The 22,385-nt window shown below is 50.7% G+C and carries 19 protein-coding genes and 1 tRNA gene; 13 read left to right on the forward strand and 7 right to left on the reverse strand.

Features of this window, described 5'->3' with window-relative positions:
* Positions 1-66: 66 nt before the first annotated feature.
* The 4 genes from HMPREF0494_RS01550 to HMPREF0494_RS01565 all read right to left on the reverse strand — a co-directional run bounded on the left by HMPREF0494_RS01550 (position 67) and on the right by HMPREF0494_RS01565 (position 3,093).
* The gene (locus tag HMPREF0494_RS01550) at positions 67-864 is read right to left on the reverse strand and encodes an HAD-IIB family hydrolase (RefSeq protein WP_007123156.1); all 798 of its coding nucleotides are present in this window, start codon (positions 862-864) and stop codon (positions 67-69) included.
* 39 nt (positions 865-903) lie between these two features.
* The gene (locus HMPREF0494_RS01555; protein WP_007123157.1) at positions 904-1,257 is read right to left on the reverse strand and encodes a zinc-ribbon domain-containing protein; all 354 of its coding nucleotides are present in this window, start codon (positions 1,255-1,257) and stop codon (positions 904-906) included.
* Between the two features lie 306 nt (positions 1,258-1,563).
* Positions 1,564-2,463, reverse strand: a complete 900-nt coding sequence (locus HMPREF0494_RS01560; protein ID WP_007123158.1) for an Abi family protein — start codon at positions 2,461-2,463, stop codon at positions 1,564-1,566.
* A 150-nt stretch (positions 2,464-2,613) separates the two neighbouring features.
* Positions 2,614-3,093 carry a hypothetical protein gene (locus tag HMPREF0494_RS01565; protein WP_007123159.1) on the reverse strand — a complete coding sequence of 160 codons (480 nt, stop codon included), beginning with the start codon at positions 3,091-3,093 and terminating at the stop codon, positions 2,614-2,616.
* Between the two features lie 131 nt (positions 3,094-3,224).
* Between HMPREF0494_RS01565 and HMPREF0494_RS11440 the strand changes: the two genes are divergently transcribed.
* Both HMPREF0494_RS11440 and HMPREF0494_RS01575 read left to right on the forward strand, forming a co-directional pair.
* A complete protein-coding gene (locus HMPREF0494_RS11440; protein WP_007123160.1) occupies positions 3,225-3,773 on the forward strand; it encodes a hypothetical protein in 549 nt (182 codons plus the stop codon).
* Positions 3,774-3,978: 205 nt separating this feature from the next.
* Positions 3,979-4,671, forward strand: coding sequence for a DUF3800 domain-containing protein (locus HMPREF0494_RS01575; RefSeq protein ID WP_040458649.1), 693 nt, complete (start codon positions 3,979-3,981; stop codon positions 4,669-4,671).
* Positions 4,672-5,036: 365 nt separating this feature from the next.
* Here HMPREF0494_RS01575 and HMPREF0494_RS01580 read toward each other — a convergent pair.
* Positions 5,037-5,109 (reverse strand) — tRNA-Arg (locus HMPREF0494_RS01580).
* A gap of 134 nt (positions 5,110-5,243) precedes the next feature.
* On the opposite strand from HMPREF0494_RS01580, the gene HMPREF0494_RS01585 reads away from it, so the two are divergent.
* From HMPREF0494_RS01585 to HMPREF0494_RS01610, 6 genes are all read left to right on the forward strand, one after another.
* Positions 5,244-5,816: a TIGR01440 family protein gene (locus HMPREF0494_RS01585; RefSeq protein WP_040458748.1), complete on the forward strand. Its 573-nt coding sequence runs from the start codon at positions 5,244-5,246 to the stop codon at positions 5,814-5,816.
* 8 nt (positions 5,817-5,824) lie between these two features.
* The gene (locus HMPREF0494_RS01590) at positions 5,825-6,520 is read left to right on the forward strand and encodes a hypothetical protein (RefSeq protein WP_007123163.1); all 696 of its coding nucleotides are present in this window, start codon (positions 5,825-5,827) and stop codon (positions 6,518-6,520) included.
* A 452-nt stretch (positions 6,521-6,972) separates the two neighbouring features.
* Entirely contained in the window at positions 6,973-12,270 is a 5,298-nt protein-coding gene (locus tag HMPREF0494_RS01595; protein ID WP_007123164.1) for a mucin-binding protein, read from the forward strand.
* A gap of 187 nt (positions 12,271-12,457) precedes the next feature.
* Complete coding sequence (locus HMPREF0494_RS01600) at positions 12,458-13,141, forward strand: DUF554 domain-containing protein (RefSeq protein WP_040458650.1); 684 nt, start codon at positions 12,458-12,460, stop codon at positions 13,139-13,141.
* A 24-nt stretch (positions 13,142-13,165) separates the two neighbouring features.
* Positions 13,166-13,819: a nitroreductase gene (locus tag HMPREF0494_RS01605; RefSeq protein WP_007123166.1), complete on the forward strand. Its 654-nt coding sequence runs from the start codon at positions 13,166-13,168 to the stop codon at positions 13,817-13,819.
* Between the two features lie 96 nt (positions 13,820-13,915).
* Positions 13,916-15,061, forward strand: coding sequence for an ArgE/DapE family deacylase (locus tag HMPREF0494_RS01610; RefSeq protein WP_007123167.1), 1,146 nt, complete (start codon positions 13,916-13,918; stop codon positions 15,059-15,061).
* 141 nt (positions 15,062-15,202) lie between these two features.
* On the opposite strand, the gene HMPREF0494_RS01615 is transcribed toward HMPREF0494_RS01610, so the two are convergent.
* Positions 15,203-16,144, reverse strand: a complete 942-nt coding sequence (locus tag HMPREF0494_RS01615) for a diacylglycerol/lipid kinase family protein (protein WP_007123168.1) — start codon at positions 16,142-16,144, stop codon at positions 15,203-15,205.
* A 168-nt stretch (positions 16,145-16,312) separates the two neighbouring features.
* On the opposite strand from HMPREF0494_RS01615, the gene HMPREF0494_RS01620 reads away from it, so the two are divergent.
* From HMPREF0494_RS01620 to HMPREF0494_RS01640, 5 genes are all read left to right on the forward strand, one after another.
* On the forward strand, positions 16,313-18,247 hold the full coding sequence (locus HMPREF0494_RS01620) for an amidase family protein (protein ID WP_007123169.1): 1,935 nt from the start codon (positions 16,313-16,315) through the stop codon (positions 18,245-18,247).
* 178 nt (positions 18,248-18,425) lie between these two features.
* Complete coding sequence (locus HMPREF0494_RS01625) at positions 18,426-19,100, forward strand: Crp/Fnr family transcriptional regulator (RefSeq protein ID WP_244858919.1); 675 nt, start codon at positions 18,426-18,428, stop codon at positions 19,098-19,100.
* A 5-nt stretch (positions 19,101-19,105) separates the two neighbouring features.
* Positions 19,106-19,843 (forward strand): nucleoside phosphorylase, encoded by a 738-nt coding sequence (locus tag HMPREF0494_RS01630; protein ID WP_007123171.1) that lies wholly within the window; start codon positions 19,106-19,108, stop codon positions 19,841-19,843.
* Positions 19,844-19,845: 2 nt separating this feature from the next.
* A complete protein-coding gene (pnuC, locus tag HMPREF0494_RS01635) occupies positions 19,846-20,568 on the forward strand; it encodes a nicotinamide riboside transporter PnuC (protein WP_007123172.1) in 723 nt (240 codons plus the stop codon).
* Positions 20,568-21,764: a phosphopentomutase gene (locus tag HMPREF0494_RS01640; RefSeq protein ID WP_007123173.1), complete on the forward strand. Its 1,197-nt coding sequence runs from the start codon at positions 20,568-20,570 to the stop codon at positions 21,762-21,764. The genes pnuC and HMPREF0494_RS01640 overlap by 1 nt, the downstream gene beginning before the upstream one ends.
* A 253-nt stretch (positions 21,765-22,017) precedes the next feature.
* Here HMPREF0494_RS01640 and HMPREF0494_RS01650 read toward each other — a convergent pair whose 3' ends face one another.
* Positions 22,018-22,326: a hypothetical protein gene (locus HMPREF0494_RS01650; RefSeq protein WP_007123175.1), complete on the reverse strand. Its 309-nt coding sequence runs from the start codon at positions 22,324-22,326 to the stop codon at positions 22,018-22,020.
* Positions 22,327-22,385 lie beyond the last annotated feature (59 nt).

Consider the following 22,385-nt stretch of genomic DNA (forward strand, 5'->3'; position numbering starts at 1 on the left):
GAAAATAATGATAAAGGCTCTAAAATCCTTGAACTTCAGGGACTTTAGAGCCTTTATTTAACCTGGTCACAAAGAAAAGTGGGCTTCAATTGCTCTTAGCAGGCCGTTATGGTTATTATCCGCGGTCGTAACGGCATCCGCGACGGCTTGCAAATCTGGGCTGGCGTTCCTCATGGCAAGGCCGAGACCAGCCGCCGAAACCATTTCTAGGTCATTGGAAGTATCACCAACGGCAACGACTTGGTTCATATTGCCGCCGGTGTGCCGGACAAATGTAGCTAACCCCCGGGCCTTATTGACGCCCCGGGGAAGAATGTCAATGCCATAGGCGCCGCTGTACGTGGCATTAACTTCCGGGAAGGCCCGGTTAATCGTGTGGACAATCTGTTGGATCTGTGCTAAGGGCAGCTGATGCTGATACCAGTTAACATTGACGTTATAAACCGGCTCGCTAATTTCGGCCAGCCGTTCAAAATAGGCGTGGTGCGGATAGTAGGGGACCGGCATCGCCGCAAATTTCTGCGGAATCATTGTTTGACTGGCGGCGGATAAGGAGAGAAGGTCCGGCTGGGGAAGCTGCTGGATGTAGTCTAACAGCTTAGCAATCGTGGCCGGCTGATGGGCAACTCCGCGAATTTCGTGCCCGGCAACCATGACCCGCCCGCCGTTTTCGGCCACGAAGTTATTGACCAGCTTGCCGAACCGTGTTTGTAAGGCATCAAGGCTGTTTCCGCTTGCGATTAAAAAGGTGATGTTTTGCCGACGAAGGGCGCAAATATCTTTGGCAAGGCGTGCCCGGTCGTAACGGTCCTGATCGTCAAGCAGGGTCCCGTCAATATCCACGGCAACGTAACGATAACGCATAGCTATCCCTCCTTAAAGATTGATAGGGACTGGTCGCCTTTATGCTGTCATTACAGCGAGCGTAAAAAAGAACGCTATAATAGCGGTCCACAATACAACGTGAATCAAGGCACCTAAGCCCGCTGCATTGGCACTCTTGGGTTCACTGGTGCGCCAAACAATGTAGAGAACCAGGCCAGCAACCGGGATGAAGAAGCCGAGAACGCTCCACCAGTAGGAACCCTTCTTACCATTCGCAGTGGCCGGCACTGAACTTGCGGGGGTGAATGCTGGCAGCGCGACACCACAATGCGGACAAATTACCGCGTTGGCATCAATCTTGGCACCACAGTTTTGGCAGAACTTAAATTGTCTAGCATCGTTTTGCGACGCCATAGTACTTTGATTATCCATTACAACAATACTCCTTGAACAAAATTTCAGTATTTAAACCATCAGAGGTGGTTGCTAATAATTATACCAGACGATAAGTGGACATCCTATAACTGGGGGAGGAGGGGCGTTGTAGTCCCAAATATTTTAAAGAGATCGCGTGACCCCGGACGGTTGCTGCTGTCTGGAGGCTTTTGTTTTAAACGAAAAGAGCCGACCAACTTAATGATCGACTCTTTTCTACTAAACTGACTTCGGCAAATCACTGATTTCCCTAGTTCAGCCAACGGCCGTACCGCTGTTTCCTTGTTTACAAGTATACAGGATTTAATTTAAGTAGTCAATCATTGTATTTAAGACCGAAAAGAATGAATTTAATCGTGTATTATCTGCATACCACTCTTCATGTCGGTGGAATCGATCGATTAATCTATGGCCTTGCCGAACACGATGTTCGCTCATTTTCTTGCTTTGTATGATTTTATGCAAATAGAATGTTGAAACTAAATCATTAATTTTTAAGTCATTCAGATAGTTATTAGGGACTCCAATTACTCTAGCAGCTGATCTAACTGGCCCAGAGGGGTGTGGTAAAAATTCACGTTCAGAAAAAAGATTAAGCAACAACGGATTGCTATGTGCACATGCATTTCGAATGTTTTTGCTGAATTTCAAATGATTGTATACGGGCCTGATTCTCTTATATGGATGTTTAGAATAATAAAAGTCTACGAATTGAGAAAGAGTACCGAAAGTAATAATTTCCATGAATATCCAAACCGGGATATGTTCGTGATGTTTCAAATACATATCTTTCTCATAGCGGTTATTTTTAAGGTTAACTAAAGTATGAGCATATTGCTTTGGGAATTGTTTCTTGAATTCCTGAACAATTTGATAGCCATCTTCATTGGGGTCTTCTGACATTTGGTGTAAAAGCAACACTTTTATTCCGTGTTCAATATCAAGAGATAAATCAAGCAAGTAGTCTCGCAGTTGCATATCAATAGAAGCAAGGTCAGTCAAATATGCAAAATCAAGATTGATATATTTTCCATTGTTGTCCTTAGGGAAGTTAACTCTGTAAGACGCGACTTTAAAATAGTAGTTAATATTGTCTAGCATGTATTTGGCATCATTAGTATTTATGATTTCAAACTTGATACCTTTTTCTTGCATATGTTTAATAAGTTGAGCACTGTTTAGCATTGGTTTGTTTAATAACATATGTTACCTCACTTCTGTAAACCAGTCGAAATCGACGGGTTTAGAATCCGAACGATAAGCATTATTAACACTTATAAGTTTATTAATTTAACTTAGTGAAATTAATTCCAGCTTTTAACGTCTTCAGTGTTTGGACAATGAAAGCTATTTTTAGTGGAAACTATATGTGTGGTGACCAGTCGATGTGCCGATAAGAACATGGTGACATAGGATCTTCACATTTAGGCCTTTGATGAGGTCATCATCATTAACTTTCTTGTGGTCAAGCAATATAGCCGCCGCACTATTTTCAGCCTGTGAAATAGTATCTTTTTTAGTATCAGAATCAAGCGATTTAAAATCATTTGTTACTGATATTTCAATTTTAGTTTTACCAGTATATTTTATATTGGTAATGTAATTTGCCCAATTGAAAGCGTCATTAGGAGTACCACTATCAGTTGAACTGCCATTCTCATCTAGTTTGCCGGTAGCCCAACCTTTATTTTGCTGTAATGTATCAGTAATTTCTTTGTTAATACTTGCGTACTTGTCCTTTGTAGCATAAACATAGCTAATATTAGCTGATGAAATAATTGTCTCGCCGCAAATACCTAATAAACTAAGCGCAATAACATTCTTTAACTTCATAATAAATATTCCCCCAATAGTAGCTTTTAACGTCGATCACGTTTGGACGTGCTATCCTTATTTATAACTGTCTGTTTAATCACTATGTTATCCTTACCGATGACCCGGGGCACGAGTTTGCCCGGGAGAGTATGGCCTTGTCGCCACGCCCAGACGTGGCTAAGGCTTTCCCAGACATTTCGGGGGCCGGTCAGTCCGGCTTCAATGCCAAGTTTGACTACACGGCAGGCATGGCCGGCAAGAAGCTACGGGTCTACTTCCGGTACACGGACGACCCGGCAGGCAACGCCACTGACTACGTAAGCCTGGCGGACTTGTCCAAGTCGGCCGCTTACCTGGATAGCATGAGCGTGTCCTTCGGCAAGCAGCTACACATGGCCGGTTGGTTTGCATCTGACCTGTCTATCGGCAAGCCATACCGCTTCGTCATTCTGTTTGACACGGCTGCCAACCGGGAACTGCAACGAGTCAAGTTTGAACCTGCAGCCCGTCCCGACGTGGCCAAGGCTCAACCAGGAATCTATGGATCCGGGCAATCGGGCTTTAATGCCGCCTTTGACTACGATGCTAGCCTGGTTGGCCACAAGCTCCAGATTATTGCCCGCTACTCTGACGAAGAGCACGGTGAGGGCAAGTATGTTGACTACTGGTTCGACCCGTTTCAAAATACCAGTCCTTGACGGTAAGACGGAGCAAACATTTGCGGCTCATGACATTAGTGTAAGTCGTCAGCAGGATGTGACCCTGCTGTTAAATGCAAAATAAAAAAGAATGGAGATAAAAAATCTCCTTCAAAAGTTAACCGTGACCCGGGCCTGTGTGGAAAGCAGGTGCCGGGTCTTTTTTTGTTTCATGGTATAATTAAAATAAAAACGGGTTTAGATGATGAAAAACATATATTTTTACGTAGATGATTCTGGTGTTCTTCATAGGAATGCTAGAAATGAATATTTTATATATGCTGGTTACTGTTTTTTAGGTAAAGAGCATCGGGAAGACGCTCATAGAAAGTATCGGACGTTATCCGATAATATAAAAAAGGGTCTTAATTTACATGCGGAAGCAAAGGCATGCCGTTTAAAACCTAAGCAGAAAAATAAGTTATATAAGGTTATGCATGGCTATGACTCGTTTTCAGTTGCGGTTAGAATTTCAGAATTGCGATCATACATACTAAATGACAAAAATTCTATACATCGTTATAAAGATTACGTATTAAAAAGAGTTATTAAAGAAGAAGTGAAAAAGCTATTATCATTAGGTAAAATTGACAATCACGAGGAAATTCATATTCATATATTTGTAGACGAACAAAATACAGCGACAAATGGTATTTACGGATTGGGAGACTCTGTCGAAGAAGAACTAGCAAAGGGAATTAATAACTTTAATTACGGTACATTTTATAGGCCCATTTTGCATGGTAAATTGTTTGTTGATGTTACCTATTGCGATTCGTCAAAAGACTATCTAATTCAGGCATGTGATATATTAGCAAACCGTATATGGACTTCTTACTATGTACGAAATGAGAAACTAAGAATTTTAAATAATCATACTTCATTGATTTTACCTTAGCGAGATGGTATTATTATGTTGCAAGTACATGATAGTACATTTGCTACAGTAAGGGACCGATAATAGTTATTAAGCGTACTAAATAAGTGCGCCGGCCTTACTGGGAGGGTCTCCGTACATTGAGGCCTTTTTTTGTTGCCAATTTGAGATTATTATGACCCGGAGACGTGTGGAAAGCGTCTGCCGGGTCTTTTTTATTTGTAGTAAAACTATGGTGCATGGTTTTATTCATCGTGCACCATTCATGCACCATTATTGTTATTTTATGTGATTCTGTAAGATTTCTCTAAACACTAAAAAGCACCTAATTGACTGATATAACAGTGATTAGGTGTTTTTCGTGTTTTTCTATAATTCTTCCAAAATGCGCTCCCCGGGACTTGAACCCGGATCATGAGGACCGAAATCTCATGTGCTATCCAGTTACACTAAGAGCGCTCAATACAGTTAATTATAACCCTTTTGGCCTCAATTGTTAGGGGTCAGATAACTAGAATAGTTGTAAAAAAGGCCACCTAGTCCGAAAAAAATGCTAAACTGGTAGTGAAACTAAGGGAGGCTTTAGTATGACTATGAATATTGACACAATTAAAAAAGAAACTAAACAAGGACTGACCGAACTATTAGCAGAAGCCAAACTCACTAAGGGCGACATCCTGGTCGTCGGGCTCAGTACCAGTGAGGTCCAAGGCAAAAAAATCGGTAAGTTTCCCAGCATCGAAATCGGCCGGGCAATCATCAAAACGATTATTGAGGTTCTCAAGCCACTGGGAATCCACCTCGCAGTCCAGGGGTGCCAACACCTCAACCGGGCGCTGGTCGTTGAACGTACGGTAGCAAAAGAGCGGGGACTAGAAATTGTGATGGTCTACCCGCAAATCCATGCCGGCGGGGCTGGTCAAATCGCAGCCTTTGAAAACATGGACGATCCGGTTGAAGTCGAGCACATCCAGGCAGAGGCGGGGATGGATATTGGTGACACCTCGATTGGAATGCACGTTAAGTTCGTCCAAGTTCCCGTCCGAACTTCAGTTACCGAAATTGGCAACGCCCACACCACTTACCTGCGGTCACGGCCGAAGTACATCGGTGGCCCCCGGGCGAAATACAGCTGGGATCCCTTCAACGAACAAAACAATAATTAGGAGTTCATATGAGTATTTTTATCATTAGTGCAGCGGTTGCCCTGATTATCTTAATCATTCAATTCATCCGTCAAGTTCACCGAACTAAAAAAGGTAATAATGAGCTTAGCAAGGGCGTAATTTTCTTCAATTGGCTAGTATTGCTCGTGTTCCTGGTCGGCGTTGGCGGAGCAGTCTATACCGGCATCAACAGTCACCGGGCGGCCGCTAAGCCCACCCAACCAGTAAAAGCTGCCTCCAGCTCAACGCCAGTACGGTCAGCTGACCAGGCCATCCAGCTGGACTTTACCCCAGACGTCACAATGGATGGCAATGGGCAGGTTAACCTCAAAATCACGGTATCTCGTGGTAGCACAGTGATCATTAAGGGCCGCAATACCGGCCACGCCTACGATAGTTTTACGGTTGCCAAGGGTCATGGAACCACCACCAAAGTGATTACTTTAGACGCGGCGGGCCCGTACCAGGTAGTCGCACGGCGCAATGGCAAAGAAACCGTTAAAGACCTGATTGTTCGCCAAGCGAAAACAGCCACGGTTACTTCTACCCCGGCCCCAGCAAGCCAGTCCAGCACTAGGCAAGTAGTTGTCAACAGCAACACTACTACTGAAACCAGCAACATCAGGCGGGGGAGTGCCAACCCAGCTGCGGCTGCTAGCACCCCCGGCACTGCCAACACCAGTAGCCAGACAAATAATCAATAGTAAAATAAAAAAGACATCGGCGGAAAGAACCGATGCCTTTTTTTGTGAGATAGGGAGGTCTCACACTAAGTAACACTCAAATGGTTTCTAGGAAAGAGTATTATTTAGATTCTGGGGGAGTTAAGTAGCAAATCCATAAACTACCTAACACCATTTATTATATGATTATTAAAAATAATATCAAGTCAAAACAACCTAAATAAGCAAAATATTCTTAAAATAGTGCGCTTTTAGCAAGAAAGGTGGTAATAGCACGATAAGTGAATCGACTAATTGCCGCTTTTGAAATTCCAATTTCCCCGTCAATAAGCCAACTTGCGGGCTTACAAGTACTTTTTCTTTAGGCGAAATTCTAGTAAAATACTTTTTGTATTAGGGGGACGCTTTCCTTAATGTAACTAGCCCTGACCAGGTCAGCAGTCTTATCTACACTATCGGAGGTTAACATACTCATGGTTTCAAAAAAGAATCAAGCATACCGCCAGCAGCACATGGCAGAACAAACGCCGCACTACGGCTTGCGCAAGCTCAGCGTTGGCCTAGCTTCAGTTTTGCTAAGCACTAGTTTATATTTGGGAATTAGTGAAGCTGCTTCTGCGGATACAGTGCAACCAGACCAGGGAACGGCGGGTGCGGAGCAAAACGCTCCCAATAGCGGAAGCCACTTAACCGCAGGCAGTGTGCCGCTTTCTACAAGTTCGCAACCCGTAACCGCTACGCAGACAGCAAGCAATGCTAACCGGGAAGAGGACTTCCGCCTGAACGGTTCGGAACTGAACCCTAGCCAGAACAAGAACGTCTCGTTAAGCATTAAGGTTGCCAATAATCAGGCCGGCGATGACTACCGGATCCACATTGAGGGTGGGGCGTACCTGCCGAACCCTGTCGCAATGCCAAGCAACTATGGCCAGATGACGGTAAAGCAAAATGCTGATTATTCCGTTGACGTCGACTACAAGCTGACCTCCTCGGTAACGCTTTCCCAGGATATCGCATTCCTGTTCGACGGTAATTATAGTAAATATAACTTGACGACCGCGAAACTATTCAATGCCGGTACAAGCACTAAGCAGATTACCATCTTCCGCAACGATGAACTGATCAAGACATTAGCCTTTGAACAGATCATCACACCATCTCTGGCGCCGAGCTGGCAGCGGACTTTCCCAGACCCGAACGCGACGAAGAAACTGGCCGTAGATAACGACTATACCTGGACGCTGAACCTGGGTGAACGGACGGGGGTCACAAACCAAAGTGACAACGACCTGCTTTCTAAGATTAACCACCAAACTACCATTGTCGTTCCCACACCAGCTTCTTTTGTCCTTAATACGGCCAAGAGTAAGGAAAATAACCCGGCTGGGGTTACGATTAGTCAAGATGGGATCGGCCGTCCGGTAACAATTGTCATTGCTCCTGGAACGGACCTAAAAAATGTGGCAATTACCGGCCACTTCCAAATGACAGCGCCTAAAGCGGACACCACGGTTGCGGGGTCCAGTCCGATCACCATCAGTCAGGATGTTGGGGCCGCCCAGCCATTAACGGCAACTGCCGGGATCTTTCAGGAAATTATTTGGGGGACTGACAGTAACAAGCCAGTCGGCGAGCTGCTCCAAACTGACATTGGTGGTGCTTATGCTAAAAAAACCACCGATAACGTCAGTTATGACCACGAAATTCCCCAGACCAGCAGCCATGATATTTTAAGTCTGTATAACTACGCAATTGAAAACATTGCGCCAACCCCACTCAACAACGTCCACCTCCGCATCACCGTTCCTGATGGAGTTACGACCACGAGTTTTGATTTACCGACCATCACTGGTTTAGGGACGGTTGATTACCTCATTACACTCCGGAACGGACAAACCCAAACGGGGACGGTCGCCAATGGGGGCTCCATCGACCTCAGCAAACTTGGCGCCATCAGTCAAATTGAGCTGACCCTGTCGCAGCTCCCCGTTGGCGAGCCGCATTCTTACGGCTTCATCTGGTCCCAAAATGGTATCGTCGGGGTATTTAAGCTAAAGGGCTACGTTGCCGACAAGTATAGCAACGGAAGCGCCGTTCAAGTTGGCGATCACCTCATTTCCAAGCTTTACGCCGGCGTTGATGGAACCGTTGGGACCGTTGATCGTTCAGCTGACCAGGTTGTAGTAGCAACTGCCAAGGACCAGCTAATGTTTTCGGTTTCCGCTAGCAACTACAATCACAATCCTGGAGCAAATGGGGGAGCCATTTCAATCAGTGATTGGTATGCCCGCAAAGCCAAGGATCCCGTTTTCTATATTGTTCTCCCCAACAACGCCACCAGTACCGCAGCGCTTTTGACAGCCTCGCTCCGCGCCGGCGCCAGCAAGCCTCAGGTAACCGTCTTCCACGCTGATGGACGGACGATTGTCAAGCTAGACTATACCGGGATCCAAATTAAAGGGGAGAATGACGACCGCCTGAACCTGACCAACCTTCCCGACGTCGGGAACAGTACCCAACCCTGGTCCGTTTACGTTATGGCCAATAATGCCAAAATCATGGATTTCAGTGGGAAGGAACTGCCAACCGTCACTAATGCTGAGCTGCCCTTCGTAGAAAACAATTCCACCGCGGTTAAAATTGGTAGTGGGACCTGGACAACTCAGGTCGGTCAGGGGACGAGCACCATTGAAACTGCCCAGGGAAACCTCGACTATGGCTTACAAATCCAAGGGAACGCTGATGATAAGGGAAGTAGCGAGATGACCTATGCAGCAACGCTGGGCAACCATAGTAATCGCGACCTAACGAACGTTCGCTTTGCAATCAACCTGCCGCACAGCAGCGACAATTCGCAAAGTTTTACTTTCCAACTGACCGCACCAGCGCAAGTCATCGACCTGGCGACGGGACAACTGGTCGCTGGCGCCGTAATCTCTTATTCTAATACGCCTAGCGACCTCAATAATCCAACGACTGCCAACTATACCGACGGCTACAATGCGCAAACCCGTTCGGTACTTGTCACCCTGCCGAACGTTCCGCAGGGTAGCGACTACCGGGTAGTCCTGGCGGGAATTGACCCAACCTTAGCAACCGATGCGGGTAAAACGGGCGAACTGCATTCTGTTACTTGGACCGAAGGGAATGACGAGCTCAAGCCGTTTATCGTCAACTCCGCTGCAACCGGTGCTTCGCAAATCACGGTGACTGGAAAGTCCGTGGTGAAGGTCCAGTTCCACTATCACGACGCCAGCGGCGACCACTACGTTGACGCTCCCAGCTTAACCCAAACCTTGACCGACAACCAAGACCGGTTAAACCTGAGTGCGGGCCAGGTCAGTGCTGCACTGACCAAAGCACAACAGGCCGGTCAAATCAGCCCGCGGTACCAGCTCATTAATGCCAACGAGCCCCAAGCAGTGATTAACTTGCAGCACGGCGACTATGCCAACGGCGCTGAGAATGGTTCCGCCGCCCTTGGCCAGCTTGCCCAATACTACTTTGATGGCGATACCTTGGTATATGACCTGGCAACGGAACAACAGCAGGCCCGCCTTAAACTGGTTGATGATACTGACCCGGCCAACACAGTTAACCTGCCCGTGCTGCCGGTTGCAAAGGGCGAACAGGACACCTCCATTACCTTTGCCAACCTGGCGCAGACAATTGAGAACCTGGTCAACGAACGGCATTACCAGGTGGCAAGCGTCAATGATGATACCAATAACAAGCAGCTCAGCAATGGCAGTGCGGATTGGTCCACGGTCTTCGGCAACTATGACGCCATCAGCGGCAACCTGCAGGACTTTACCATTCACCTGGTCCACCAGACCAGTCAAGAGACGGAAAAGCGCACGGTTCACCTAACCGTTCACTACCAATACGGTGCGAACACGGGGAGCCTGCAGGGCCACCAGATTTATGATGACCAGTCCCCGGCCGCGGCCAGCTTCCAGCGGACGAAGACTACGGACCTAGTTACCGGGACTTCAACCGTGTCGGCTTGGACGCCAAGCAGTCAAACCTTTGCTAGTGTCACCAGTCCGACGACAATCAAGGGCTACACTCCTGACCAGGCACAGGTCAGCGGGATCCAAGCAACACCGGAAAGCCAGGAGCTTGAAAAGACCGTTTACTACACAGCTGATCCCCAGGCTGCCCAGCTCAAATTCTACGATGATACTACCGGACAATACATCCCCGGGGTGGGCGAATTCCAAGCTAATGGCTATACCAACGGTAAGATTGCCTTTGGAAGCCAGGTCACGGACACCTACCAGCAATTGACCGATAATACGAAGGGCGGCTATACCTACGTTGGCACCCAGGCCGGCACTGACCCGACGAAGGGGAGCCAGCCGGGAGGAGCTTTTGCCGACTACGACTTCGGTCAGTACGATAGCGTTGCTGATAACGGGCTGCCTAGTCAAACCTTCATTGTCCACCTTAAGCATACCCTTGTACCAGTCGACCACGAGCACCCGTTCACGGGAATCGTCACCGATAAAACCGTCCAGCGGGACGTTGTTTACCGCTTCAGTGACGGGAGCAACCATGACCAGGAGGTTCAGGACTTCTTCGCGACGCAGGGGAATGGTAAAACCACTAACCCAATTCAAACGGCACGGTTTACCGGCACTGGTCACATTGACCTGGTATTGACGAAGGCCCAGCAGGGGCAGCCCGCCCTGGTCAAAGTGGATAACCAGGGGAACGAACTGGTCGGCGCCGATGGTCAACCGCTACTTGCTAACGACTTAACCTGGTTTGCGGTGGAAGATGGCCAGCCAAGCGGAAAGCAGGCTCAGACGCTTCCCGCAATTACGTCCCCGACGATTGCCGGCTACCACGTGGCAACCGTTGAATCCACCAGCCAGGCTGACGGGACCAACGTTAAGGCCACCAGCGTCACTGCGACCAGTCCAAACGTCCACGTTACCGTAACCTATACACCGAATTCGCAAACTGCTGGTCTGAGTTTCTATGATGATACTACCGGCACGGTAATCCCTGAGATGCAGGATTTGGCAAAAGGAGTTTCTAACGGCAAAATCGCCTTTGCTAATGGCGATGCCTTGTACCAGCAGTTAATTAAGCAGGGCTACCGGTTTGTCAAGGCCGTTGATAACACCGACAGCAAGCAGCCGGTGACATTGACCAGCAACGCCGATGATTACCAAGGGATTGACTTTGGCTACTACGATCGCAACGATTCCCAGGACCAGGCCTTTGTTGTCCACCTGGTTCACGGTAGTCACCAGGTTACGGACCAGCGGACGGTAAGCGAAATGATTCATTACGTCTACGGAAATGGTCCCCAGCAGGGACAGACTGCCAGTGGGGATTACCTGGCAAAGCGGACATTTAGTCGAATTGGCACCGTCGATGAGGTCACGGGCCAAATCAGCTACGGTCCCTGGAACCTGGTTCCTGCGTTCAGCGCCGTCAGCAGCCCGGAAATTAGCGGCTACACTGCCGACCGTGACGAGATCCCCGAGCAAGAAATCCAGCCGGATTCTGCTGACATTGAGTTAACGGTCAAGTACCTGGCAATTCCGGTTCCAGCAACGGGCAGCCAGGGGAGTTCGGTTAAGGCAAACCTTAGCGACAGCACCGGCCTACAAGCTGGGCTGGCAGGCAGCCAAGCACCGACAAAGCAGTTGCCGCAGACCGGAAGTCAGCAGAGCTCAACTGCCCTTGGCCTGGCCTTCTTGTCACTGGGCACGATGCTTGGTGCTTTCGGCTTAGGCAAGCGCAAGCATGATTAAGCAGCTTACCACTACAATTGCAAAAGCGTTACGCAGCCTTCCGAGTTCGACTCTGCCGTCCTCGGAAGGCTGTTTATTATGTATGACTGTCCGGGCTTTTCCACTGGCGAATTTACCTAAACTAATTTAAACTGGTAGTGTATTCCAATCTGGATACGCTAGCTTTTGAATAGGGAGGATGAACGCAATGGTAGGCACCATTGTTAATTTTTTGGCGGTGCTAATCGGGACCCTTGCTGGTTGCGTGATTAAGGGCGGCATTAAGGAAAAATACCAGGAAGTGCTCTTTGCAGCCATGGGGTTAGCCGCGCTCGGGATCGGCCTGGAAAACGCAATCCTTAATATGCCCAGAAGCAATTATCCCGTGCTGTTTATCGTCAGTCTGGCGGTGGGGGCCGTCCTTGGCACCTGGTGGCGGATTGATGACCACTATGACCGACTGATTAAGCGTTGCGGCGGCCGCTCCCAGCTTGCCAAGGGGATTGCAACGGCATTGCTCCTGTACTGCATCGGTGCCTTATCAATTGTCGGGCCGGTAATGGCGGCAGTAAAAGGCGACCAGACGATGCTCTACACCAACGCCATGCTCGATTTTGTGACCGCCATCGTCTTCGGTGCTAGTTTCGGCTGGGGAATGCTCGCCTGTGCACCGATACTCTTTTGCTGGCAGGGCGGGATCTTCCTGGTCGCCAAGTTCCTGTCGGCTGATTTCTTTAGCAACGAGCTGATTACCGAAATCTCGATTGTCGGGGGCTTTTTGATTGCCACCACCGGCATTACCTTGTTGAAATTGCGGGACATCAAAACACTGAACTTTTTACCGGCACTGCTGGTTCCGATCGTGTTCTTCCTCGTCAAGGGATTGTTTTAATTTAAGTAAGGGGGATTTTCCACCATGGATTTTACCAAAGTCGTCAATAAACGACACTCAGTCCGGCAGTTTACCAGCCAGCCGGTCGCAACGGATATAATCAAAGAAATCGTCACCGTCGCCCAACGCACCCCTTCCTGGGTCAACTCACAGCCTTGGCAAGTCTACTGTGCCCGGGGGACGGTCCTGCAAAAGATCAAGGACGCATACCGCAAGGCCGACCAAACAGGGCAGGCCAGCCAGCCCGACCTGCCGGTAATGAGCAGGAAAGAGTGGGCACCACGCACCCAGGCTAACATGAAGCAGTGGCGGCACGGGATTGTCCACCACTTCCCGGATTTCGACGAGGCCCACGCCGCAATGACTACGGCGAGCGCTGAGCTGTACAATTCGCCGGTAATTCTCTACGTGACGGTTCCGCAGGCCGCTCCGGACTGGTCAATCTTTGATGCCGGGGCCTTCGCCCAAACCCTGATGCTGGCTGCCGCTAACCGGGGCATAGCTTCGATTCCAACCTACAACAGTGTCCGCTTCCCGCGAATCCTCCACCGGCTATTAAACATACCGGCTGATGAACGAATTATTATTGGCGTCTCCCTCGGCTATCCTGCGGACCAGCCGATCAATCACTACCACTCCCAGCGGGTTCCCTTGAGCACCGTCCTGCACTTTAGCTAACGGAGCAGGACCAGGGGAACGACCATGTTCGTGTTGACCGTCGGTTCCATGCGAAGGGGTGGATTAAAAGGTAAACATTAAGGAGGATTTGTCCTGATGAAACAAGAAGCGCAAGTTGCCATTCTAGCAAAGCTAATTTCAATTAACAGCGTCAACGGCAACGAAGCCCGGGTGGCCGACTTGATTGAGTCGCTCTTTCAACCCTATGGCGACCGGGTCCAAATCGACCGGGTTCCCTTTGCGCCCGGCCGTGACAACCTAGTCGTAACCATTGGGGAAGGCAAGCGAACGCTGGGTTTCTGTGGTCACGAAGACGTCGTCGCTACCGATAATCCTGACCAATGGACCAGCGATCCCTTCGTCGCCACCATCCGCAATGGGCGGCTATATGGGCGGGGAGCCAGCGACATGAAGAGTGGCCTTGCTGCCATGCTGGTCATGATGCTCGATATGCTCGCCACCGACTCAATCCCCGGCCGAATCCGGCTCTTCGCAACGGTCGGGGAGGAAACCGGGGAATACGGGGCAGCCCAGTTGACCAAGGCCGGCTACGCTGACGACTTAGCCGGCCTCATTATCGGGGAGCCGACGAACGGCCTCAGCGAAGTCGGCTATACTGCCAAGGGAGTGATTGATTACAGTGTCACTGCGCTCGGCAAGCAGGCCCACAGCTCCCAGCCAGAGAACGGGATTAATGCGGTTGACCAGCTGGTTGACTTTGCCAGCCAGGTTCGGCCATTAATGGCATCCTTCAACCGGGTTAACCCGATCCTCGGCAAACTAACCCATGTTCAGAGCGTTTTTCAAGGGGGCCAGCAAATCAACAGTGTTCCGGCGCGAGCGGTGGTCAAGGGAAATATCCGAACGATTCCCGAATACCCGAACCAGGTCGTCTTTGACGCTTTAAACCAGCTGGTTGACCGCCTGAATCAGCAACCACACTACCAGCTCAAGCTGCAGTTTTCCTACCCCGAGGAGGCCATGCCGGGCAGCAAGGATTCGGCCCTGGTTAAGCTGATTGGGAAGGTCCACGAAGAACTATTGGCCAGCCCCATCCGGCCGACGGGACAAACCAGCGCTAGCGACGGCTCCGAATTTCTGCATGCCAGGGGAAACTTCGACATTGCCCTCATTGGTCCCGGCAACGATAGCAAGCACCAGACCGACGAATATGTGGATTTGACGGCCTTTTACCAGGCGAGCCGTTTCTACCAGCAATTGGCCAGGGAGTTCTTCCAATAATTCTGGTTAAAAATCGAATAACGCGGCACACATAAATGAGGCCTAGAGTCCGGCATTGCCGATCTTTAGGCCTCTATTTGTCCTCTCTAAAGACTAACTGCGCGGCGAAAGGTGAAATCGTAACCAACTCTCAGCTCACTCCTATTTCGCTAACGGCTCCTGCCACACCGGGTATTCCTGACAAGCAAGCTCCAAGTCAAAAGCCCGTCGACCTGGTTCCTCGCCGTCAACCTGTCCGTACTGGGCCGACTGAATACGGTAGCGGAGCTGTTCTCCACGAAAGACGTGAGCGGCCGAAGACGTCGTGATTCGCCCGCAGGCAAAGGCCAGCATCGCGCCCAGCAGGGAAAGCCAGCCCCGTTTTTCCACCACTACTAGTTCCAATTGCCGTTCAGTGATTCGCTGGTCCGGCGCCACACAGATCCCACCACCAATGTAGGGGTGGTTACTGGCAATCAGCAGGAAGCCCCGGGGAAAGACGACTTCTTTTCCGCCGTCGGCTACCCGGACCGTGAATGCCGGCTGGGTGAAGAGGGCGTGCAGCGCCTTGGAAACGTAAGCAAAAGTGCCGAGATGGTGGTGGTTTAGCCACTCTTTTGCTCGCGAATGGTTCGTTGCGTGCACAATGGCGGCGTCGAACCCAATCCCAAAATTATTGAGAAAAATCCCGGTTTGTCCTGTACTAAGCTCCCGGTAACGGCCCACGTTGATCGGGTGGGACCGGCGATTATTTAAAATTTGCCGCAAGGCTTCAAGTGGGTCCGTAGAAATGCGGTAACCTCGGGCAAAATCGTTGCCAGTGCCAGCTGGAATATAAGCAATCGGACACGGTCGGCTGCCCGACATTATTAATCCAGTCAAGGCTTCATGGAGGGTCCCATCCCCGCCAATTACCACCAAGCAGTCACCCCTGGGCCGGCAGTCGGCGCAAGCAGCCGCCAGTTCACGCGGGTGGCCGGGATACTTGCTAACAACAGTTTGATAGTCAACTTGCTGGCCGGCCAGGTAGCGGTGAACTTTTTGCCAGGCCGCCAGCCCCTTACCGCTACCAGAATGGGGGTTAATCAAAAATAGGTACCGCACTTATTCATTCTCCGTTCCGTAAAATTAATACTCCCATTATACCGCAAAACGAGCGGCCCCTAATTGGCAGATTCTGGCTTGCTCACTAATAGACAATAGTTATTAGTTGTAAGCGGTCACAATTGTTTATATAATTACGGTAGTTTTTACAGGAGGAGTGAGTCAATCTTGAATGTTCATCGTAGAAAGTGGAGTACGTTAGCAACCGCGATCCTGCTGGCGGGAAACCTCAGTATTGCGGCACCGGCATTAGCTGACCAGCTACCGGCTGGCGGTCAACCAACTACTGTTCAAGCTACTAATCAGGGAGCCAGCAGTAATGCTAGTCAAACCGGGCAGCAAGGGAACGCCGGCACTTCGGCGGGTACTGGTCTGGCCGAAGCTGGGCAGCCAGCCGGCAACCAATCCGCCGGAGCACTTGCCCAGCAGGTTCGGGATGGCAAAATCAATGACCAGGACCTGATTAACGATACCTACCGTCAGATCGACCAGCAGAACCGCCAGCTAAATAACGTCATCTACACAAATCCAGCCGATGCTAACCAGCAATTGCAAGACCTACAAAAGGCGGGGCACAATGAGCAGCCTTTCTATGGGGTTCCGCTCCTCATCAAAGGGATTGGTCAGCCATACAAGGGCTATCCCAACACGAATGGCTTGCCTTACGAGCAGGGTGTTCAGTCACACTATACTAAAAATTTCGTCCAACGATTAAAGGACCTCGGCTTTATTATTCTCGGACAGACTAACTATCCCGAACTAGGGTTAATCAACGTTACTAACTCCAACCTCTATGGCCCCGCGCATAACCCGTGGAGTTTGGACCGCAATCCCGGCGGGTCCTCTGGTGGGGCAGCCGCAAGCGTTGCCGCGGGCATTGTTCCCATCGCGACCGGAAACGACGCCGGGGGCTCACTACGGATTCCTGCTTCATGGTCGGGGGTAATCGGCCTCAAGCCAACCCAGGGATTGATCATTGGCGATTCAACAACGCCATCCGTGGTCAACTTTGCGGAGACACGGGACATTAACGACACGGTGACCCTCTTAAAGGGTCTCTTAAATCCCAAACAGGCTGGGACCTTGAAGGAGCTTCCCCAAGACCTGCGTTCACTCAAAATTGCTTATTCCCTGGTTTCGCCAGTAGGGACCCCGGTTAGTCAGGATGCCCGGACCGCGGTGCTGAATGCCGTCCAATTCTTGCGCGCGCAGGGCTTTGATGTAGTCGAACAGGATAGTCCCGTCGATGGGGTTAAACTGATGCAAAACTACTACCTGGGGGCGCTGAGCGATGGCTCTGTTGCTAACTTCCTATTTCAGCAGAAGTACCACCGCAACTTGACTGCTGAGGATGTCAAAGCCGGGCTGGTTAGTCCAATGACCTACGCCCTGTATGAAGCCAGCCGCAAGGCACCGCAAACTGCCCGTCAGCAGTACCAGGAGGCGTTGGCTACCGTCCACCAGCAGATGACTGCCTTCCACCAGCAGTACCCCATCTACTTAACCCCGACAACCGCCACGACCGCTCCGCTGAACAGCGATCCTGCCTTTCTGCCAGCGGATGTGGCAAAATTACTGCAGATAAAAAAACTGGGCTTTAAGGACCAAATGAAGCTGATTTACGCGTCCTGGCTTCACGGCCTGAGTAAAACGCCCTTTACCCAGCTCGCCAACGTAGCAGGAGAGCCGGCACTGAGTTTGCCAATCTACGTCAGCGCAGCCGGTCTGCCACTTGGAATCCAGTTAGAGGGCGCCCCCGGCAGCGACCTGCTTCTCTTAGCACTTGGAAAAATATTTGAGGACCACCACCAATTCCACTTCCTCAATGACTACCGGGCACAGGTCCTGCCGCCAAAGCAGGCGGGCAACGCCGCACAAACTGCCTTGCCAGGCGAGCAACTGGTGTCGACAAGCAATAATCTGTTAAGCAGCCACGCAACCGGTCGGCTAGTACCAGCCAGCAATCCCCAAGCGGGGCAGGCTGGTGATTTGCAACCAGTGCTTCCCCAAACCGGCAACCAGTATGCACCCATGCTAACCGTCCTGGGAATCAGCGGTCTATTAACCCTAGTGGTAGTTGGTACTAAGCGCAAACAAAATTAATATATACTTAAACGTCCTCGTGTCCCCAACAACACGGGGACGTTTTTGACTAGTCGGGACAAATGTCCCCAATTTCTGTCCCTTAATAAACAAAAACCGCGAATTTCGTGTATATTAAGGGACAGGTGACATAGTCAACCGTAAGCGCTACCAACTATAATAATTCCATAGAGTGAGGGTGATACTCTTGAACATTAATGAAGTGGATGCAGCAATCAACTCTAACCAGCGTGTTCGCCAACTTGTCAAAACAGCGCCGCTGGGCATCGTTGAACGAATGCAAGTTCAACATTTTGATACCAAGCAGTTTCTCCTGCAACAGGGTGAGCAATACCAATTTACCTACTTGCTAGTCAAGGGCCGGGTCAAGGTTTTCCTTAATTCACCCAGTGGGAAGCAGGTCGTGCTGGATGTCTACGACGCGGGGATGTTTTTGGGTGAACAGGAAGCCATTATCAACCGGCCGTACAGCGCCTCGATCATCAACATTTCACCAATTACGGTGCTGGCAATCCGTAATGCTGATTTCGTCGAATGGTCACAAACGGACCACCGCTTCGCCGACCAGCTGATCAGCAACCTTTCGGAGCAAATCTACCACCTGACCAAGCGGATGGAACGGTACAGTATGCACTCCGCTTTACAGCAAATTGGTTTCTTCCTGCTCAATTGTGCTGCAGACCGTGTGCCAATTACCCGGGAACGCATCACCTATGAGGTAGATACTTCTTACCGGAACATCAACCGGGTGCTCAAGCGGCTGGCCGACCTTGACGTTATTAAGATCGACCACGCCACCATCAAAATCACCGATTATCAAACCCTACGCAAAATCGTGGAAACGGAGGATTAGCTACCATGACAGAAGAACAACAGCCACACACCCAGCTTACCAGTGCAATTGGGACCGACAGCGCCATCATCGTCGGTGACCCCGCCCGGGTGGATAAGGCGGCCCCGCTATTGGATGACGTCCAGGGATGGGCTTTCAACCGGGAGTACAAGTCCATCCTGGGGACCTACCAGGGTAAACGCATCCTGGTAATGTCAACAGGCATCGGCGCCCCGTCCGCCGGGGTCGGGGTCGAAGAGCTCCATAACGTCAACGTCAAGAAGGTCATCCGAGTTGGTTCGGCCGGGGCGATGCAAAGCGGCATCGGCCTGGGGGAGCTGATTATCGGCGAGGGGGTCGTCCGTGATGACGGGCTCACCCCAAAGTACGTGCCGGAAATTTACCCGGCGGTGCCCTCGTTCCGCTTAATGTCCCTGGCGCATAAGTACGCACCGCAGGCGGTTTACGGGATCATCCGGTCCCATGATGGTTTCTATATGGACGATAACGCTGAACACGAGGCCTTTTGGTCAGGGAAGGGAATCGTCGGCGCCGATATGGAATCCGGTGCCCTGATGACCATCGGCCGGCAGCGGGGGATGGAAACCCTGTCGATCTTAAACAACGTCGTCCTGTACGAGGGTGACTTAGCCGCCGGGGTTAATGACTTGGTCAACGGGGATGACCTGATGGCCAAAGGGGAAGTCGCTTCGCTCAAGCTCGCATTGGATATTTTGAGCGATCACAGTCTGGAGGAGGAATAACAATGACTAACACAAGCAACCACGGCTGGCTCTTTACCCAGCTATTCAGCAAATGGAAGAAGTTCGAAGTAATCTACGTGACAATCCTACTGTTATTACAGGTTGGGGTCTACCTCATCGCACCCGATAGCTGGATTGGGATGCTCTCCGGGGTCTTCGGCACCCTGGCCCTGGTTTACGGGATGAAGGGACGCAAGGTCACCTTTATCTTCGGCTTTATCCAGTGTATCGCCATGACCTACGTTGCCTGGCAGAGCCACACCTGGGGAACTTTCGTAATGGACATCTTCTACGTCATTTCACAACCAATCGGCTGGTTCATGTGGGGCCACGACGACGCTACCAAGCGATTTAGCCCCAAGGTACGGCGGTGGGTCTTCGCCGGGGTCGTGGTGGCCTACTTCATCGGCTGGTACTTTATCGGCCTGTTCAACGGCCAGTTGCCGTACTTTGACTCCTTTAACCTGGTGGTTAGCTTCATCGCCCAGTTGCTCTACATCCTAAAGTACCAGGAAAACTGGTCCCTGTGGATCTGGGTCAACACCGCCAACATCATTTACTGGATTATCCTCGCAGTTCGTTTCCAAATGGGGGTCCACATCGGGACCTTTGGCGGCGACCTGTCGCAAATTGCCTTGCAAGCCGCACTGCTGTTTAACTCCGTTTACGCTACCAAGGTTTGGGCAAGCGGTGAAGCGGATAACGAAGGGGGAACCGCTAAGTAATGAATTATCAAAAGTATAAACGGGTCTTTGGCATCGTCTTGGACTCGGTCGGGACCGGGGCTGCCGCAGACGCCGCCAAGTACGGTGATGTGGGAGCCGATACCCTCGGCCACGTCGGTGCGGCTTACCACGGTCGTTTGGCCCTGCCGAATCTTGGCCGCCTCGGCATCAGCAACCTCCGCGACCAGCCGCTCTTGGGGGTTGCACCAGCAGAATCCCCGCTTGGCTACTATGGCCGAATGGCCGAAATCTCTGCTGGCAAGGACAGCATGGATGGTCACTGGGAAATGATGGGGCTACCGGTTAAGCAATCACTGGCAACTTTCCCTGAGGGCTTCCCGGCAGAAATTATTCAAAAGCTGGAAGAGTTCTCCGGCCGGCGGGTAATTGTCAACCATCCGTACTCAGGTACGGCGGTCATCCACGATTACGGTGAACGGCAGCTGGATACCGGCGAGCTGATTGTCTACACTTCCGGCGACTCGGTAATGCAGATTGCCGCCCACGAGGACGTTATTCCGCTGACTGAGCTCTACCGGATTTGCGCGTATGCCCGCACCCTGTTGAATGGACCGGACATCGTTGTTGGCCGGGTAATTGCTCGCCCATACATCGGCCCCGATAAGGACCACTTCACCAGGACCGCCAACCGGCGCGACTTTAGCCTGGAGCCGACGGGGGAGACGGCGATTGACCGCCTTCACCAAGCCGGCTGGGATACGATCGCGATTGGCAAGATCAACGATATTTTCTCGGGACGGGGGTTTGTACGGGCCTACCACAACGAGAGCAATCTAGACGGGATGGATCACGTCGACGAGGTGATGGGGCAGGACTTTAGCGGCTTCTGCTTCGCCAACCTGGTCGACTTCGACACTATGTACGGTCACCGGCGCGACCCAATCGGTTTTGGCCGGGCCCTGATGGACTTTGACCAACGACTGGGGACCGTTTTGGACCGCCTGCACGATGATGACCTGCTGGTGATAACAGCCGACCACGGCAACGACCCTGGCTTTACGGGAACGGACCACACACGGGAAACGGTCCCGCTGCTCGTGTACTCACCATCGATGCACGGGCACGGAACACTCGGCACCCGGTCCACCTTTGCGGACTTTGGCGCCACGGTCCTGGAGAATTTTAACCTACCGACGGGGCAGTACGGAAGCAGTTTTCTGAGGGAGTTACAATAGTCTAAGCAGCTGTCATGCTGGTGGTTGCTTTACAGACGGGGACGGCAAAAGGCAGCACAAAATTGACGTTTGCTGAAGAAATCGGCCGTTTCCTGAACGGGAGCACTGCAAATCATAAAAGCGTGTATAATGAGTTTGCTTGGGAACATTTAGGGAGAGCGTTGCTAAAGCACTCATTTAGTTGGGAGAAAATGTGAAACCCGGCACCATTGTATCGTTAACAACTGGTGCCGGGTTTCCTATGTCTGCCGATTTATTTTTTATCGATGGTAACGTTCTGCTCCTGGTCCACGTTATATCGGGCTAAGAGAATTTGCTGGTACTTATCCTCAATGACGCTATTGAGGTCCTCATCGCTCTTGAGTTTCGGCTGCTCCTTCCTGATCTTTGTCAGCACGTCGTCAGCAAAGGCAAATTCGGGTTGAACCTTCTGCTCACCATTTAGGACCGCTATGGTTTCATCATAGTCGAGGGTTTGAAGGTCCCAGTCGGACCGGTCAGCATCTGGCTGATCCAAGGTCTCTAGTTCCTGCTCAGTATTCCGCTTGCTTTCTTCTGCCATGTTCACTGCTCCTCTACATTTATTGCAGGGCCTATTATAGCACGTCCACTAGCCAGTAG

It is taken from the genome of Limosilactobacillus antri DSM 16041, assembly GCF_000160835.1.
In the GTDB taxonomy this organism is placed as follows: Bacteria; Bacillota; Bacilli; order Lactobacillales; family Lactobacillaceae; genus Limosilactobacillus; species Limosilactobacillus antri.